Consider the following 14,596-nt stretch of genomic DNA (forward strand, 5'->3'; position numbering starts at 1 on the left):
ACAAGGGGCGGCAATGACGATGGCATACAAGGGGGCGGCCGCGGCCGCTGGCGACGATGCGCGCAGAAAGCGCACGCGGCGCGTGGTGATGGCCTCCGTCGCAGGCAACGCGATGGAATGGTATGACTTCTTCATCTACGGCACGGCGGCGGCGCTGGTGTTCGGCGAATTGTTCTTTCCCAAGGGCACCGATCCGCTGCTGGGCACCATGGGGGCCTTTGCGGGCTTCGCCGTGGGATTCCTGGCGCGGCCGCTGGGCGGCGTGATCTTCGGCCATATCGGCGACCGCTACGGCCGCAAGCTGGCGCTGGAATGGACCCTGGGCCTGATGGGTGCGGCCACGTTCCTGATCGGGCTGCTGCCCACCTACGATCAGGTGGGCTTCTGGGCGCCGGTGGCCATGGTGGTGCTGCGCATCTTGCAGGGCGCGGCTGCGGGCGGGGAGTGGGGCGGCGGCGTGTTGCTGATCAGCGAGGCGGTCGGGGGCAAGCGCCGCGGCTACTTCTCGTCCTTCAGCCAATTGGGCGTGGCGGGCGGCTTCGTGCTGTCGTCGGGCGTCTTCATGCTGGCGCAGCAGCTGCCGCAGGAGGCCTTCATGAGCTGGGGTTGGCGCCTGCCGTTTCTCTTGAGCGTGCTGATCTTCGGCGTGGGCCTGTACATCCGCAAGCACATCCCGGAAAGCGATGAGTTCGTGCAGGCCGCCAAGACGGCCAAGCGCGGCATGCCGGCAGTGGAGGTGTTCCGCCGCTATCCGCGCCAGGTCTTTACCGCGATGGGGCTGCGCGTGGCCGAGAACGGCGGCTCGTACATCTTCCTGGCGTTCGCGCTGGCCTATGGCAAGTTCCTTGGCATACCCAACGACGTCATGCTGGGCGGCGTGTTGCTGTCGATGTTTATCGAACTGGGGACCCTGGTCTGGTTTGGCCACCTGTCCGACCGGATCGGCCGGCGCACGGTGTACCTGATCGGTTCGGCCGGCCTGGTGTTGGTGGCTTTTCCGTTCTTCTGGCTGGTGCAGACCAAGGAGCCGGTGTGGATCTTCCTGGCGTTTTTCCTGGGCAACACGGTGTGCCATGCCGCCATGATCGGGACCCAGCCGGCGTACTTCGCCGAACTGTTCCCCGCGGAAGTCCGCTACACGGGACTGGCGTTGGGACATGAGCTGGCCTCTGTTTTCGCCGGGGGCTTGTCGCCGTTGATCGCCATGGCGCTATTGCGCAAGTATGAATCGGCGACGCCCGTGGCGTGGTTCCTGGTGGGCATGGCCGCGGTTACCGTGCTGACCTTGTTGCTGACGCGCGAACCGCCGCGCGAGGAGTCGGCGTGAGCGCGGCCCGCGGCCCGGGCATCGTCGGCGTGGGCGAAACGCCCGCCCTGCGCCATCCCGGTCCCATGATCAGCACGGCCGGCCTGATGGCCGAGGCGATCGCCCAGGCGCTGCGCAGCGCGGGGTTGGCGCCAGATCGCGTGGACGGATTGGGCGTGGCCTCGTTCACGCTGCGTCCGGACCGCGCCATCGATCTGGCGTGGCAGTTGGGGCTGCGGCTGAACTGGTGCATGCAGGACGAGATGGGGGGCGCCAGCGCCATCAATCTGCTGCGGCAGGCCTGGCTCGCGCTGGAAGCCGGGCAGGCCAGGACGATCGTGCTGGTGGCGGGAGACCATTTCATCGGGGCCGATTTCGCCGGACTGGTGCGCGGCTATAACCGCAGCGCGCGCGACTATCTCAGCCCCTTGGGCTGCGAGGGCCCGAACCCCTTGTTCGCGATGCTCACGCAACGGCAGATGGCGCAGACGGGGCTCACGCGGGAAGACTATGGCGCGCTGTGCGTGGCGCAGCGGCAATGGGCGGCGGCGAATCCTAATGCCGCGTATCGCCAACCCCTGAGCCTGGAACAGTACCTGGCGGCGCCCATGGTCGCGCCTCCCTTGGGGCGCATGGATTGCGTGCCCGTGGTCAGCGGCGCTTGCGCCCTGGTGCTGAGCGCGCGTCCGGCGGGGATCCGCGTCAGGCTATTGGCCAGCGATGCCCGCTATAACGGCGACCAGCAGGAAGGAGACGGGCTGCAGACCGGCATCGCCGGCTTTGCGCCTGCGCTCTGGCAGCGTGCGGGCCTGGGGCCGGAGCAGGTGGACGTGGTCAGTGTCTATGACGACTATCCCGCCATGGCGCTCGCGCAGCTGTGCGATCTGGGCTTCGCGAAGGCGGACGATCTGCCCGGTTTCATCGCGCGCCGCCTGGCCAGCCGCGACTTGCCGGTCAATACCGCCGGCGGCCAGTTGTCCGCCGGGCAAGCCGGCACGGCGGGCGGCATGCATGGCTTGGTCGAGGTGGTTCGCCAGTTGCTGGGACAGGCGGGTGACCGGCAGGTGCGCGGCGCGCGCCACGGCGTGGCCACCGGCTACGGCATGGTGCAGTTGCGTTACGGCATGTGCGCCAACGCCGCGGTGTTGGCCCGGGAGGAACCATGAGCATCAAGGTCAGCCAATGTTGCAGTTGTGGCCATCTGGTCTATCCCGCCCGGCTGTGGTGCCCGGCTTGCGGCCATGATCAGGCGCGGGCCGCTGCGGTGGAACATGCGGAGCTGCAGGCCTGGACCGTGTTGCCGTCCAGGGACGGCGCGCCTGCCACGGTAGTCGCGACCGTCCGGGCACTGCCTGCGGGACCGGTGCTGGTTGTGCGCCTGGAAGAATCTCCCGTCCAGGCGGGCCAGCGCTTGTCGCTGTTCGAACGGGATATGGATGGGCAGGCTTTGCCCTGGGCCCGTGTCCCGGCCAAGCCGCAAACCTGAAGGGTGTCCCCTCAATCGCCGCTGGCCGGCTCCTGGATCGCATCCAGGCGCTGGGCCAGCGAGGCGGCCGACAGCTCGCCCACGCGCAGGTCCACCAGCCGCCCCTGGGCATCCAGGAACAGCGTGGCGGGCAGGCCGCGGTTGCTCATCTGGCGCGAGGCCGCGCCTGCGGGATCCAGCAGCACGTTGCGTAGGGACGGCGCATGCTGTGCGAGGAACTTCGTGACGGCGGGCGGGGCCTCGGCCTGGTTCAGGAAGACGAAATTCACGCCGGAATGCGCCGCCTGCGCCGCGGCGAAGGCGGGCATTTCGCGGCGGCAGGGCGGGCACCAGCTCGCCCACAGATTGATGACGGTGGGCTTGCCCTGATAGGCCGCCAGTCCGGCCGGCCCGCCGTCCAACTGATGCAGGACCAGCTCGGCCAGTTCGGGTTGCGCCTGGGGCGTGGGCGCGAGCCAGCGTCCGCCGCCTATCCAGACCACGCTTGCCAGCGTCAGCGCGCCCAGCAGGGCGGGCCGGGGCGCCTTGCGGCGCAGCGCTGCGTACAGCGTATAAAGCCAGGCCGCGGCCAGCCCGGCCATGCCGGCCCAGCCGCCGTCGCGCAGGTCCAGAATGCGCAGCGGGTTCTCCAGGAAGTGCGCCGGGTACTGCCACACAAAACCCAGCCGGGCGACGATCAGGCCGATGATGAGCGCGCGCCATAGCACCGCGCCGGTGTCGGGCGGCGCGGAGGTTGCGCCGGCCTGCTTGCGGGTGAACAGCCGGGCGGCGAGCAGCCCGATGGCGGCGGCAACGATAAGGACCAGCAGTTCCGAGGGAAAGACGAGGGGACCGATGCGGATCGCGGGCGTCATGCGTGAACTTGGGAATGGCGTTGAGGATCAGGCCGCATGTTGCAGCTTGGCCGGCGCCTGGGCGATGCGGCGCGTAATTTCCGTGGCGGCGCGGAGTATCAGGCCGGCCAGATAGTCCTCGCGGAACGCCGCGTAGGCGTCCTGCGCACCGATGATGGTGATGCTGCCCAGCACATGGTTCTCTTCATCGAAGATCGGCGCGGCGATGCCGGTCTTGCCGGAATCCAGCTCCCCCGACGATACGCAGTAGCCGGCCTTGCGCACCTGCAGCATGGCCCGGGAAAACGCTTTCCAGTCGGGGCCCAGCCGCTGCATATCGGGCGACTGCGCATGTTCGTCGTACACGCGCCGCAGCTGGCGCGGCCCCAGATTGGCCAGGATCACGCGCGCAGTCGCGCTGCGCAATAGCGGCATGAAGCGGCCGCGGCCGAAATTCAAGGCTTGGGTATTGCGGCCCGGCTGCTGATGCACGTTGATCACTTTGTCGTCATAGCGCGCGCTGAGCAGCACGTCCAGCCCGGTCTGGCCGGACAGTTCCTCGATCAGGTCGCGGCTCACGGTCAGCATGGGGTCGTATTCCCGCATCTGCAGGTCCAGCGCGATGATGCGCGGTCCCAGCGCATAGCCGGCGGGCAGGCGCACCAGCAAACCGCAGGCGCACAGTTCGCGCACGTAGCGGTAGGCGGTGGCGGGCGCGTAGCCGCGCAGTTGGCAGATGGCGTCGACGTCCAGGACCGGCCGGTCGGGCTGAAAGAGGTCCAGGACATCGAGCATGCGGCGAAGACTGTTCATGGGTGCGAGGTGTGGGGAAAGCTGATGTGCTGCGAGGGTGCACCAAGGGGCGCGTATTGGCAAATCGCCGCGCCGCGCGCGGCGCGCATGCGTGCGTATAGAAGATCCGCGCAGAACTATCAAATAGATAATTCTAATAAATTATCAGGCATCAATCCGCCAAAAGAAATTGCACATTTATCAAATTACGATAAAGTAGCAAAAAAAGGAGGCGGTAATCATGAGCGGAGCCAGTGTCTTGCTGGAGGCCTTGCGCAAGCAGGGCGTGGAAGTCTGTTTCGCCAATCCCGGCACGACCGAGCTGGACTTGGTGCGGGCCATGGAGGAGGTGCCCGGCATGCGCTGCGTCGTCGGCCTGCAGGAGAACGTCTGCACCGGCGCGGCCGATGGCTACGGCCGCCTGACCGGCAAGCCGGCCGCGACCCTGCTGCATCTGGGGCCGGGATTCGCCAACGGCATCGCCAATCTGCACAACGCGCGCCGCGCCCGTACCCCCATCGTCAACATCATCGGTGACCACGCCAGCTGGCACTTGGAGTGCGACGCGCCGCTGACCTCGGACATCGAGTCGCTGGCCCGTCCGGTATCGGGCTGGGTGGAACGCATCGCGTCCGCCCAGGACGCCGCCAGCGCGGCGCGCGCCGCCGTGCGGGCCAGCCTGGCCGATGGCGGCCAGGGCGCGACGCTGATCTTTCCGGCGGACTTCCAGGCGGAAAGCGTCGTGGACGAACCCGCGGATGTCGCTGCCGTTGAGGCCGCTTCGGAACCTGCTGCCTTCGACGCCGCCAGCGCATGGCAGCGGCTGAGCCGGGCGCAAAACCCGCTGTTCCTGCTGGGCGGGGGCGGGCCGGCCAGCGGCCTGGGCCGCCGCGCGCAGATTGCCGCCGCCCGCCTGTGCGCGGCGCTGGGCGGCAAGGCTTACGCCGAGACTTTCCCCGCCAGATCTGAGCGCGGCCGGGACCTGCCGGACTTCGACCGGCTGCCGTACTTCCCGGAACCCGCGCGCGCCGCGCTGGACGCCGCCGACCTGGTGGTGCTGGTGGGGGCGCTGCCGCCGGTGACCTACTTCGGCTATGCCGGCCACCCCAGCCGGCTGGTGCCGGCGGAGCGCCTGCTGGAACTGGCGGCGCCCGGCCAGGACGCCGCGTCGCGCCTGGAGGCGCTGGCCGAGCTGGCGGGCGCGCCGGCTTTCGAGCCCGCCGCCGCGGCGCTCCCCGAACCCGCCCCGGGCGCCTTGACGCCGCAATCGATCGCCGCCGTGGTGGCGCGCGCCTTGCCGGATGACGCCATCGTCTCGGTCGAGGGCGGCACCTGCGGTTATCCGCTGTACGCGGCGTCCGCCGGCGCCGCGCCGCATACGGTGCTGACCAATACCGGCGGCGCCATCGGCCAGGGCCTGCCCGTCGCCATGGGCGCGGCGATCGCCTGCCCGGAGCGCCGCGTGGTGGCCGTGCTGTCGGACGGCAGCACCCAATACACGATCCAGACGCTGTGGTCGCTGGCGCATGAAAACCTGCCGGTCACGGTGCTGATCGCCGCCAACCACCAGTACGCCATCTTGCGCAACGAGTTGCGCCGCGGCAATGCCGTGCTGGGCGAACGCGCCGCCGAGCTGACGTCGCTGGACCGCCCGCGCATCGATTGGGTCGGGCTTGCGTCCAGCTACGGGGTGCAGGCCAGCCACGCCGCCACCTCGGAAGAACTGGCCGCGCAGCTGGCGTCGGCGCTGCGCCAGCCGGGACCGGTCCTGATCGAGATGGCGCTGTAGGCGCCGCTATATATATAAGGAGCTTCAAAGCATGGACTTGCAACTCAAGGGGAAAGTCGCCGTGGTCACGGGCGGCAGCCTGGGCATCGGGCGCGCGGTGACGGAAGCGCTGGCGGCCGAGGGCGTGCGCGTGGCCATCGTGGCGCGCCGCCAGGCGCAGCTGGACGAGGTGGCGGCGGAAATCACCAAGGCCACGGGCGTGGAAGTGCTGGGCGTGGCGGCCGACGTGTCGGACACGGCCCAGGTCAACGCCATGATGCAGCGCGTGGCCGAACACTTCGGCCGCATCGACATCCTGGTTAACGGCGCCGCCCATCCCGGCGGCCTGGTGCGCAGCGAGATCGACGAGGCCGATCCCGAAGGCCTGCTGGAAGACATCAATATCAAGGTGGTGGGCTATATGCGCTGCGCCAAGGCCGCGGCGCCGCACATGCGCCAGGGCGGCTTCGGCCGCATCGTCAACATCGGCGGCCTGACCGGGCGCGGCAGCAAGCAGCTCTCGGGCATGCGCAACGTGGCCATCTGCCACATGACCAAGACCCTGTCGGACCAGTTGGGCCCGCATGGCATCACGGTCAACGTGATCCATCCGGGCGTGGTCGAGACGCCCCACATCCACGAACTGTACGAAAAGGAAGCCGCCAAGCAGGGACTGACTGCCGCCCAGGTCGAGGCCAACTATGCCAAGGCCACACCCATACGGCGGGTGCTGCAGTCGGCGGAGATCGCCGACGCGGTGCTGTTCTTGGCGTCGCCGAGGGCAGGGGCCATTACCGGCGAATCGCTGGGGGTGGACGGCGGCATCACGCGCGGCATCTTTCTTTGAACCGCTGATTCTTGTTCGGGAGTCTGGATATGCAAGGCACGATACTGGTCGGCACGGCTGGCCAAGGAATACTGCGCAGCGTGGACGACGGTGCCACCTGGCATCGCCTGGGGCTGAAGGAAGCGATCGAGTTCGACGGCACGGTGCGCAGCCTGGCCGTGGACCCGGCCGACCCGCGCCGCGTGTTTGCCGGCGCTGACGTCGGCATGTGCGTCAGCACCGACGGCGGCGCGCATTTCACCCGGGTCGACAGCCCCATGAACGGCATGACCGTCTGGGCCATCGCCATCGACCCGAAGGATCCGCGGCGCATGTACGCGGGTACTGGCGCGCCGTCGCGCGCCGTCATGTTCCGTTCGGTGGACGGCGGCGCCAGTTGGCAGCGGCTGTCGCCGGAACTGCCCGAGTTCTGCCGTGGCGTGAACCGCCCGCGCATCCTGTCGGTCTGCGTCGATCCGGACGACGGCCGCGAAGTCTGGTTCGGGGTCGAGGAAGGGGGCCTCTGGCACAGCCGCGATGGCGGCGATAGCTGGTCGCGCCAGGACGAGGAGGGCAATGCGGATGCCATTGCCAACCCCGACATCCATTGCGTCGCGGTGCTGCCGGCCACGGCCAGCGCGCCCAAGACCGCCATGGTGCTGACCGTGAACTCCGTCTACCTCAGCGAGGACGGCCAGCGCTGGGACGGCGTGGCGTCGAAGTCGCGCTTCGATGGCATGTACTACACCCGTACCGTGCAGGCGCTGCCCGACGATCCCGACACGCTGCTGCTGGCCATCGGCGACGGCACGCCTGGCACCCGCAGCAAGATCTACCGCTCGTCCGACCGGGGCCGCAACTGGCAGCCGGCTTTGCTGCACACCGCGCCCAATTCCACCTTCTGGGCCTTCGGCGTGCACGCCGCGGATCCGCGGCTGGCCTTTGCCGGCACCAAGTACGGCCATCTGTTCCGTTCTACCGACGGCGGCCGCAGCTGGTTCAAGGAATGGCGCGATTTCAGCGAAATCACCGCCGTGGCCTGGACGCCGTACGCCGCGCCCGTGACCGCGCATCCCCAGTCCATCAACTGATACCCAAGCCCGAGACCGCCATGTCCACGAATACCACGCTTGCGCCGGCAGACCGCCGGCCGCGCATCGCGCGCACCCACCTGGCCCTGTTCGTGCGGGACCCCTTCGCTTCGGCGCCCTGGTACGAATCCGTGCTGGGCATGCAGGAGACCGCGCGCGGCGAGCAATGGGTGTTCCTGTCCTTCGGGCGCAAGCACCACGACATCGCCCTGATCCGCGCGGCCGAAGGCGAGCCCGCCCGCGGCCCGGTCAACATGCAGCACTACGGCCTGGAGATCGAGGGCGACGTGGACGAACTGCGCCGCCTGTACGGCATGTTGCTGGCCAAGGGCGTGGAGGTGGTGAAGATCACCGACCACAAGGTGGGCTACGGGCTGTATTTCACCGATCCCGACGGCCACCGCTTCGAATTCTTCTGCGAGACCGTGCACGGCGACGAAGAGGGCAAGCAGGTCCTGCACGACCACAACGCGCCCAGCGTCCCTATGACGCTGGAACCGCTTTGAGCGCCCGCGCGGCGCATCCATTCCCGACCCGACATTTTCTGGAGCATCCATGAGCAACACCAACTTCGGCCCTTACCGCATCCGCAAATGGTATTTGCAGATTGAAGACACCCTGGCCACCGAGACCGGCGAACCGGCTGACGGCGAACCGCTGCGCAAGATTGTCATCGCGGCCGCGCTGCACAACCCCTATGCGGGCCGCTTCGAGCGCGACCTGTCGGCCTACGTCGAACCTTCGGGCATGCTGGGCGAGGAATTCGGGCGGCGCGTCATCGCAGCGGCCGGCGGCCAGCCGCTGGAAAGCTACGGCAAGGCTTGCGTGGTGGGCACGGACGGCGAGTACGAGCACGGCAACGCGCTGCTGACCACCATCTTCGCCGAACCCGTGCGTGCGGCGCTCGGTGGCGGCAAGGCCTGGGTCCCGTCCACCGGCAAGCGCGGCGGCCCTGGCACCGTCATCGACATTCCGCTGGCGCATAAGGACGCGCTCTATGTCCGCTCGCACTACGACAGCGTGAGCGCGCTGTTCGGCGACGCGCCCAACCGCGACGAAGTGCTGATCGCCTTCGCCTTCGCCACCCGCGGCCGCCTGCATGCGCGCCTGGGCGGCATCCCCGCCAGCGAAATCCAGGGCAAAGACGGACTCTGCTGAAGGAACCCGACATGCAACGTCGCGACACCGACATCGCCGTCAACGGCATGACCCTGCATCTGACCGAGTGGGGCCCGCAGGACGGGCGTCCGCTATTCATGCTGCATGGCATCCGCGGCTACGCCGAGACCTTTGCCGGCATCGCGCAGGCCTTGCAGCCGGACTTCCGCGTGCTGGCCTATGACCAGCGCGGCCGCGGCGCCAGCAGCTGGGATCCGGGGCGCAACTACTACACCGACGCCTACGTGGACGACCTGGCGGGCGTGGCCGACGCCCTGGGCCTGGACAGTTTCGATCTGCTGGGCCATTCGATGGGCGGCATTGCCGCCATCGTCTTCGCCGCCCGCTATCCGCAGCGCGTGCGGCGCCTGATCGTCGAGGACGCCGGACCCGCCGCGTTCGAAGGCAGCGCGGGGGCGGCGCGCATCCAGCGCGAACTGCGCGAGACGCCCGCGTCCTTTCCGGACATCGGCGCGGCCCGCGAGTACCTGCGCGCCTTGCGGCCCAGCGTGACCGAGGCCGCCCGCGAGGAACGGCTGCGCCACATGCTGAAGGAGGATGGATCGGGCGGCTGGACCTGGCGTCATGACCACGCCGGCATCGCCGCCACCCGGCTGGATCCCGATCCGGCGCGCGTGGTGGACCTGTGGCCGCAGGTCCAGGCGCTGGCCTGTCCGACGCTGGTGGTGCGCGGCGGGCGCTCGGACTACCTGCAAGCCCAGACCGCCTGCGACATGGCGGCGCGCAACCCCAACGTGGAGTGGATCGAGATCGCCGGCGCCGGCCATTACATCCACGACGACCAGCCCGAGGTCTTCAATCAGGCCGTGGGCGGGTTCCTGCGGCGCGCCTGACCCGCCGCCCGCAAGGCCAACAACAAGAATCCAAGGGAGAGCCAATATGGCGCATATCGTAGAAGTGCCGGTGCTGGTGGTGGGCGCCGGGCCGGTCGGCGTGACGCTGGCCAACCTGCTGGGCAGCTATGGCGTGGAAACGCTGGTGCTGGAGCGCAACCAGGACGTGCTGGACTATCCGCGCGCGGTGGGCCTGGACGACGAGGCCATGCGCACCTTCCAGAGCGCGGGCCTGGCCGACGAAATGCTGCGCGACATGATCCAGAACGTGCCCATGCGCATGTACACGCGCACCAAGCGCTGCTTCGCCGAAATCCTGCCGGCCACGCGCGAGTTCGGCTGGTATCGCCGCAACCTGTTCTCGCAGCCGCTGGGAGAACGCACCTTGCGCGCCGGGCTGCGGCGTTTTCCGCATGTGACGCTGGAGCTGGGCAGCGAGCTGCAGTCGCTGCAGCAGGACGAGCGCGGCGTCACGGTGCGGGTGCGCCAGGCCGACGGCGCCGAGCGCGAGATCCGCGCGCAGTACCTGCTGGCCGCCGACGGCGGGCGCAGCACGGTGCGCGAACGCCTCTTGCAGCTGCCGTTCGATGGCAACACCCATCCGCGCAAGTGGGTGGTCATCGAATGCGACCAAGATCCGCTGGACGCCCCCTACACCGCGCTGCATTGCGAGCCGCGCCGCCCCTATGTCTGCCTGCGCCTGCCTTACGGCCTGCGGCGCTGGGAGTTCATGCTGTTCCCCGGCGAGGACGGCGAACAAATGCTGCAGCCGGAAAAAGTGCAGGAACTGCTGCGCCACCACGTGGCCGACCCGGGCAAGCTCAACGTCATCCGCGCCCGCGTCTATACCCACAATTCCCGCGTGGCGCGCAGCTTCGTGTCGGGCCGCGTCTGCCTGGCGGGCGACGCCGCGCACCTGACCCCGCCCTGGATCGGCCAGGGCCTGAACGCCGGCCTGCGCGACGCCTTCAACCTTGCCTGGAAGGTGGCCTGGATCGTGCAAGGTCGCCTGGATCCCACAGCCTTGCAGAGCTATCACGACGAACGCCACAGCCACGCGCGCGCCATGATCTCGCTGGCCGACATGTTCGGCGCCATGCTGTCGCAGACCAACCCGGTGCTGGCGGCGTTGCGCGACACGTTCTTCCTGTCGATCCGGAATATTCCGAAAATCCGGGACTATGTGCTGCAGATGAAATTCAAGCCCATGCCGCGCTACAGCCGCGGCGTGGTGGGCGATAGCGCGGACCGCGCGCAGCGCGAGTGCATCGGCCGCATGTTCATCCAGCCGCTGGTGGAAGGCGAGGACGGCGCCACGCTGCGCCTGGACGAGGCGCTGGGCGCCGGCTTCGCCCTGATAGGCTGGCGCCGCGATCCGCGCGCCGGGCTGCCGCCGGCCCTGCGGGCGCAGCTGGACAAGCTGGGCTGCCGCTACGTGGCGGCGCAGCGCGCGCGCAGCGGCTGCGATCCCGAGGCGTTGCAAGCCGGGGCCTTGCCGGTGTTGCAGGACACGGAAAACGCGCTGCACTTCTGGTTCCAGCGCACGCGCGCCGACTGGGTGCTGGTGCGTCCCGACCGCTACGTGGCGGCGCTGGGCCGCAGCGAGGACGCGGCCGACGCCCTGGGCCGCTTTGCCGCCCGCTTCGTGCCTGGCGCAACTCAGGCGACAACCCAGCCGGCGGACAACGCCGCACACGTGCCCGGGGCCATCCTGAACGGAGCGCAGCCATGAACGCGTCCGCCCCGGCCACGAACCCCAAGGTCCGCAACGTACTGTTCATCATGTGCGACCAGCTGCGCGCGGATCACCTGTCCTGTTACGGCGGCGCCGGCGCCTTGCGCACGCCCAACATCGACCGGCTGGCGCGCATGGGCGTGCAGTACGACCGCGCCTACGTGACGTCCGCGGTCTGCGGCCCGTCGCGCGCGTCGTATTACACCGGCCGCTATCCGCTGTCGCACCGCGTCACCTGGAACCGCGTGCCGCATCCGGTGGACGAATGGTGCCTGGGCGAATACCTGGCCCAGGCCGGGCTGCCGCTGCACCTGCTGGGCAAGACGCACTTCGTGCCGGACCGCGCCGGATTGCGCGCCAAGGGCTACGCCGCCGAAGACGAGCAACGCTTCCTGCAGGGCGGATTCGTGCCGATCGAACGCTACGACGGCCATTTCGAACTGGCCCAGGACAGCCCGTACCGCCGCTACCTGCGCGAACGCGGCTACGACAGCGAGCGGCCCTGGGAAGACTATGTGGTGGGCAGCCAGGCCGCCGACGGCAGCCTCGCCAGCGGCTGGCTGATGCGCAACGCGCCGCTGGCGGCCCGGGTCGACGCAGCCGATTCCGAAACGGCCTACCTCACGGACCGTGCTCTGGGTTTCATGCAGGAGCAGGGCGACCAGCCCTGGGCGCTGCATCTGTCGTACATCAAGCCGCACTGGCCCTACAAAGCGCCGGCCCCTTACCACGCCCTGTTCGGCGCGGAAGACTGCGCGCCGCCGGTGCGCTCGCAGGCGGAGCGGGAACGCCCGCATCCGGTGCACGGCGCCTACCAGCGGCTGGAGGAGTCCGAGTCCTTCGCCCGCGACGAGGTCTGGCGCAGCATCCGGCCCGTCTACATGGGGCTGGTCAAGCAGATCGACGACCAGATCGGCCGGGTGCTGGACTTCCTGGAGCGCAGCGGCCGGCTGCAGGACACGCTGATCCTCTTCACCTCGGACCACGGCGACCACCTGGGCGACCATTGGCTGGGCGAAAAGGAATACTTCTACGACAGCGCCATGCGTGTGCCTTGCCTGGTCTATGACCCGGCGGCCGCGGCGGATGCGACCCGCGGCACTCGCAGCGACGCTTTCGTTGAATGCATAGACATCGTCCCCACGGTGCTGGACGCGCTCGACCTGCCGCCCCAGGCGCACCGCATCGAGGGCCGGTCGCTGCTGCCCGGGATTCGCGGGGAGTCCGGTTCGGCGCCGCCCGCGCGCGAGTACGTGATCGGCAGCCTGGACTACGCCTACCGCGAGGCGCGCTTGTTCCTGGGGCGCGGCGAGCGGGAATGCACCGGCCTGATGGTGCGCGACGAGCGCTACAAGTACCTGCACTGGCAAGGCTATCGCAGCCAGTTGTTCGACCTGCGCGACGACCCGGGCGAACTGCACGATCTGGGCGCCGATCCAGGCATGGCGCCGGTCGCGGCCCGGATGCGCTCGGCGTTGCTGGACTGGCACCAGGGTTTGAAGCGCCGCGCCAGCGAAACCGACGAGGAGGTGCGCGAGCGCACGCATGCGCACGAACGGATGATGGGCATTCTGATCGGCCGCTGGTGAAGCGCGCCGGTCCTGATCTGGGTTTCCAGCCGTGCGGGGCCGTTCTGGCTCCGGGCGGCAATTCAGTCGCCGGCTCCGACCGGAACGACACATACAAGGGGAAGTACCATGGGATCGCCGTACCGTTGTTGTTTTCAACCTGTATTGTGGGCCGCGCTTGCGCTGCTGCCGGCCGGGCAGGCCGCGGCCCAGGCTTGGCCGTCGGACACCGTGAAGATCGTGGTGCCGTATCCGCCCGGCACCGAGCCCGACGTGCTGGCGCGCGACCTGGGTAACCGCCTCTTCAAGGAAAGTGGCAAGACCGTGGTGGTGGAGAACCGGCCCGGCGCCAACGCCATCATCGGCAGCGACTACGTCGCCAAGGCGGCGGGCGACGGCAACACCCTGCTGATGGTGGACCGGCTGGCGCTGGAGACCAATCCCTTCCTGTACGCCAAGGTGCCATACCGTTGGCAAGAGGACTTCAAACCCGTCACCGACCTGGGCCAGGTGCAGTTGTACGTCGCGGTCAGCAATGCCTTTCCGGCCAAGACCTACAAGGAATTCATCGATTACGCCCGTGCCAATCCGCAGCGCATCAACGTCGGCACCGGCGGCCAGGGCCACGTGAACCATCTGGGCATGGCCATGCTGGCCAGCGCCGAAGGGGTGCAATTCACCTACGTGCCGTTCAAGGGCGTGGCGCCGGCGATGACCGCGACCATGGCCGGCGACGTGGACAGTGTCATGGCTGGCGGGCTGGCGGTGTCGGAACAGTACAAGGCCGGCAAGATCCGGGTGCTGGTGGCTGGCGCCACCCAGCGCGCCGCCATGCTGCCCGACGTGCCGACCCTGCAGGAGGCCGGCGGCAAGGCCGGCAGCATTCCGTCCACGGTCTTCACGCTGTTGGCTCCGGGCAAGACGCCCGACGCCCTGGTGGCGCGGATCAACCAGGCGGTGACGGCGGTCACGGCGGATCCTTCCTTCCGCCAGACCTATGAGGCGCGCGGCCTGCTGGTGCGCGGTTCGACGCCCGAGGCCACCCTGGCCGCCATGAAGGAGGAGGCCGGCCGCTATGAAATTCTGATCAAGGCCGCGGGCATCAAGCAGGATTGAGGCGGGTTCCGGGCGGCGGTGGCCCGGGCTTTTCTGCGGTATCTGTCAGGGGGGACGGATCGC

Annotated in this window: 14 protein-coding genes; 12 read left to right on the forward strand and 2 right to left on the reverse strand. The window is 68.9% G+C overall.

The features are described from left to right. The first annotated feature begins 13 nt into the window (after positions 1-13). The 3 genes from AC3WOB_RS11245 to AC3WOB_RS11255 are packed head-to-tail and all read left to right on the forward strand — an operon-like array spanning position 14 to position 2,792. Entirely contained in the window at positions 14-1,327 is a 1,314-nt protein-coding gene (locus tag AC3WOB_RS11245) for an MFS transporter (protein WP_013393676.1), read from the forward strand. Beyond that, complete coding sequence (locus tag AC3WOB_RS11250) at positions 1,324-2,472, forward strand: thiolase family protein (RefSeq protein ID WP_492275033.1); 1,149 nt, start codon at positions 1,324-1,326, stop codon at positions 2,470-2,472. Before AC3WOB_RS11245 ends, AC3WOB_RS11250 begins: the two co-directional genes overlap by 4 nt. Continuing rightward, complete coding sequence (locus AC3WOB_RS11255) at positions 2,469-2,792, forward strand: zinc ribbon domain-containing protein (RefSeq protein ID WP_492275034.1); 324 nt, start codon at positions 2,469-2,471, stop codon at positions 2,790-2,792. Before AC3WOB_RS11250 ends, AC3WOB_RS11255 begins: the two co-directional genes overlap by 4 nt. Positions 2,793-2,803: 11 nt before the next feature. On the opposite strand, the gene AC3WOB_RS11260 is transcribed toward AC3WOB_RS11255, so the two are convergent. Together AC3WOB_RS11260 and AC3WOB_RS11265 are read right to left on the reverse strand one after the other, a co-directional pair. Next, positions 2,804-3,646, reverse strand: a complete 843-nt coding sequence (locus AC3WOB_RS11260) for a prolipoprotein diacylglyceryl transferase family protein (RefSeq protein ID WP_492275035.1) — start codon at positions 3,644-3,646, stop codon at positions 2,804-2,806. A 27-nt stretch (positions 3,647-3,673) separates the two neighbouring features. Continuing rightward, the gene (locus tag AC3WOB_RS11265) at positions 3,674-4,420 is read right to left on the reverse strand and encodes an IclR family transcriptional regulator (RefSeq protein ID WP_207467844.1); all 747 of its coding nucleotides are present in this window, start codon (positions 4,418-4,420) and stop codon (positions 3,674-3,676) included. Between the two features lie 238 nt (positions 4,421-4,658). On the opposite strand from AC3WOB_RS11265, the gene AC3WOB_RS11270 reads away from it, so the two are divergent. From AC3WOB_RS11270 to AC3WOB_RS11310, 9 genes are all read left to right on the forward strand, one after another. Continuing rightward, the gene (locus AC3WOB_RS11270) at positions 4,659-6,206 is read left to right on the forward strand and encodes an acetolactate synthase large subunit (RefSeq protein ID WP_492275036.1); all 1,548 of its coding nucleotides are present in this window, start codon (positions 4,659-4,661) and stop codon (positions 6,204-6,206) included. 31 nt (positions 6,207-6,237) lie between these two features. Next, the gene (locus tag AC3WOB_RS11275) at positions 6,238-7,032 is read left to right on the forward strand and encodes an SDR family NAD(P)-dependent oxidoreductase (protein ID WP_492275037.1); all 795 of its coding nucleotides are present in this window, start codon (positions 6,238-6,240) and stop codon (positions 7,030-7,032) included. A 29-nt stretch (positions 7,033-7,061) separates the two neighbouring features. Next, a complete protein-coding gene (locus tag AC3WOB_RS11280) occupies positions 7,062-8,102 on the forward strand; it encodes a WD40/YVTN/BNR-like repeat-containing protein (protein ID WP_492275038.1) in 1,041 nt (346 codons plus the stop codon). A gap of 20 nt (positions 8,103-8,122) precedes the next feature. After that, the gene (locus tag AC3WOB_RS11285; protein ID WP_013393684.1) at positions 8,123-8,608 is read left to right on the forward strand and encodes a VOC family protein; all 486 of its coding nucleotides are present in this window, start codon (positions 8,123-8,125) and stop codon (positions 8,606-8,608) included. A 49-nt stretch (positions 8,609-8,657) separates the two neighbouring features. Beyond that, a complete protein-coding gene (locus AC3WOB_RS11290; protein WP_492275039.1) occupies positions 8,658-9,260 on the forward strand; it encodes an amino acid synthesis family protein in 603 nt (200 codons plus the stop codon). 11 nt (positions 9,261-9,271) lie between these two features. Beyond that, positions 9,272-10,114: an alpha/beta fold hydrolase gene (locus AC3WOB_RS11295; protein ID WP_492275040.1), complete on the forward strand. Its 843-nt coding sequence runs from the start codon at positions 9,272-9,274 to the stop codon at positions 10,112-10,114. A 46-nt stretch (positions 10,115-10,160) separates the two neighbouring features. Further along, entirely contained in the window at positions 10,161-11,846 is a 1,686-nt protein-coding gene (locus tag AC3WOB_RS11300) for a bifunctional 3-(3-hydroxy-phenyl)propionate/3-hydroxycinnamic acid hydroxylase (protein ID WP_492275041.1), read from the forward strand. After that, positions 11,843-13,438 carry a sulfatase-like hydrolase/transferase gene (locus AC3WOB_RS11305; RefSeq protein ID WP_492275042.1) on the forward strand — a complete coding sequence of 532 codons (1,596 nt, stop codon included), beginning with the start codon at positions 11,843-11,845 and terminating at the stop codon, positions 13,436-13,438. The genes AC3WOB_RS11300 and AC3WOB_RS11305 overlap by 4 nt, the downstream gene beginning before the upstream one ends. Positions 13,439-13,582: 144 nt before the next feature. Further along, positions 13,583-14,533, forward strand: coding sequence for a Bug family tripartite tricarboxylate transporter substrate binding protein (locus AC3WOB_RS11310; RefSeq protein ID WP_492275043.1), 951 nt, complete (start codon positions 13,583-13,585; stop codon positions 14,531-14,533). Positions 14,534-14,596: the final 63 nt, after the last annotated feature.

It is taken from the genome of Achromobacter sp. FW305-C-30-7 (assembly GCF_058783105.1).

Bases quoted from the DNA above. Each gene is read 5' to 3' on its own strand.
- AC3WOB_RS11260 (WP_492275035.1), bottom strand. From the start codon at position 3,646: ATGACGCCCGCGATCCGCATCGGTCCCCTCGTCTTTCCCTCGGAACTG.
- AC3WOB_RS11280 (WP_492275038.1), top strand. From the start codon at position 7,062: ATGCAAGGCACGATACTGGTCGGCACGGCTGGCCAAGGAATACTGCGC.
- AC3WOB_RS11275 (WP_492275037.1), top strand. From the start codon at position 6,238: ATGGACTTGCAACTCAAGGGGAAAGTCGCCGTGGTCACGGGCGGCAGC.
- AC3WOB_RS11265 (WP_207467844.1), bottom strand. From the start codon at position 4,420: ATGCTCGATGTCCTGGACCTCTTTCAGCCCGACCGGCCGGTCCTGGAC.
- AC3WOB_RS11290 (WP_492275039.1), top strand. From the start codon at position 8,658: ATGAGCAACACCAACTTCGGCCCTTACCGCATCCGCAAATGGTATTTG.
- AC3WOB_RS11270 (WP_492275036.1), top strand. From the start codon at position 4,659: ATGAGCGGAGCCAGTGTCTTGCTGGAGGCCTTGCGCAAGCAGGGCGTG.
- AC3WOB_RS11285 (WP_013393684.1), top strand. From the start codon at position 8,123: ATGTCCACGAATACCACGCTTGCGCCGGCAGACCGCCGGCCGCGCATC.
- AC3WOB_RS11305 (WP_492275042.1), top strand. From the start codon at position 11,843: ATGAACGCGTCCGCCCCGGCCACGAACCCCAAGGTCCGCAACGTACTG.
- AC3WOB_RS11300 (WP_492275041.1), top strand. From the start codon at position 10,161: ATGGCGCATATCGTAGAAGTGCCGGTGCTGGTGGTGGGCGCCGGGCCG.
- AC3WOB_RS11245 (WP_013393676.1), top strand. From the start codon at position 14: ATGACGATGGCATACAAGGGGGCGGCCGCGGCCGCTGGCGACGATGCG.
- AC3WOB_RS11255 (WP_492275034.1), top strand. From the start codon at position 2,469: ATGAGCATCAAGGTCAGCCAATGTTGCAGTTGTGGCCATCTGGTCTAT.
- AC3WOB_RS11295 (WP_492275040.1), top strand. From the start codon at position 9,272: ATGCAACGTCGCGACACCGACATCGCCGTCAACGGCATGACCCTGCAT.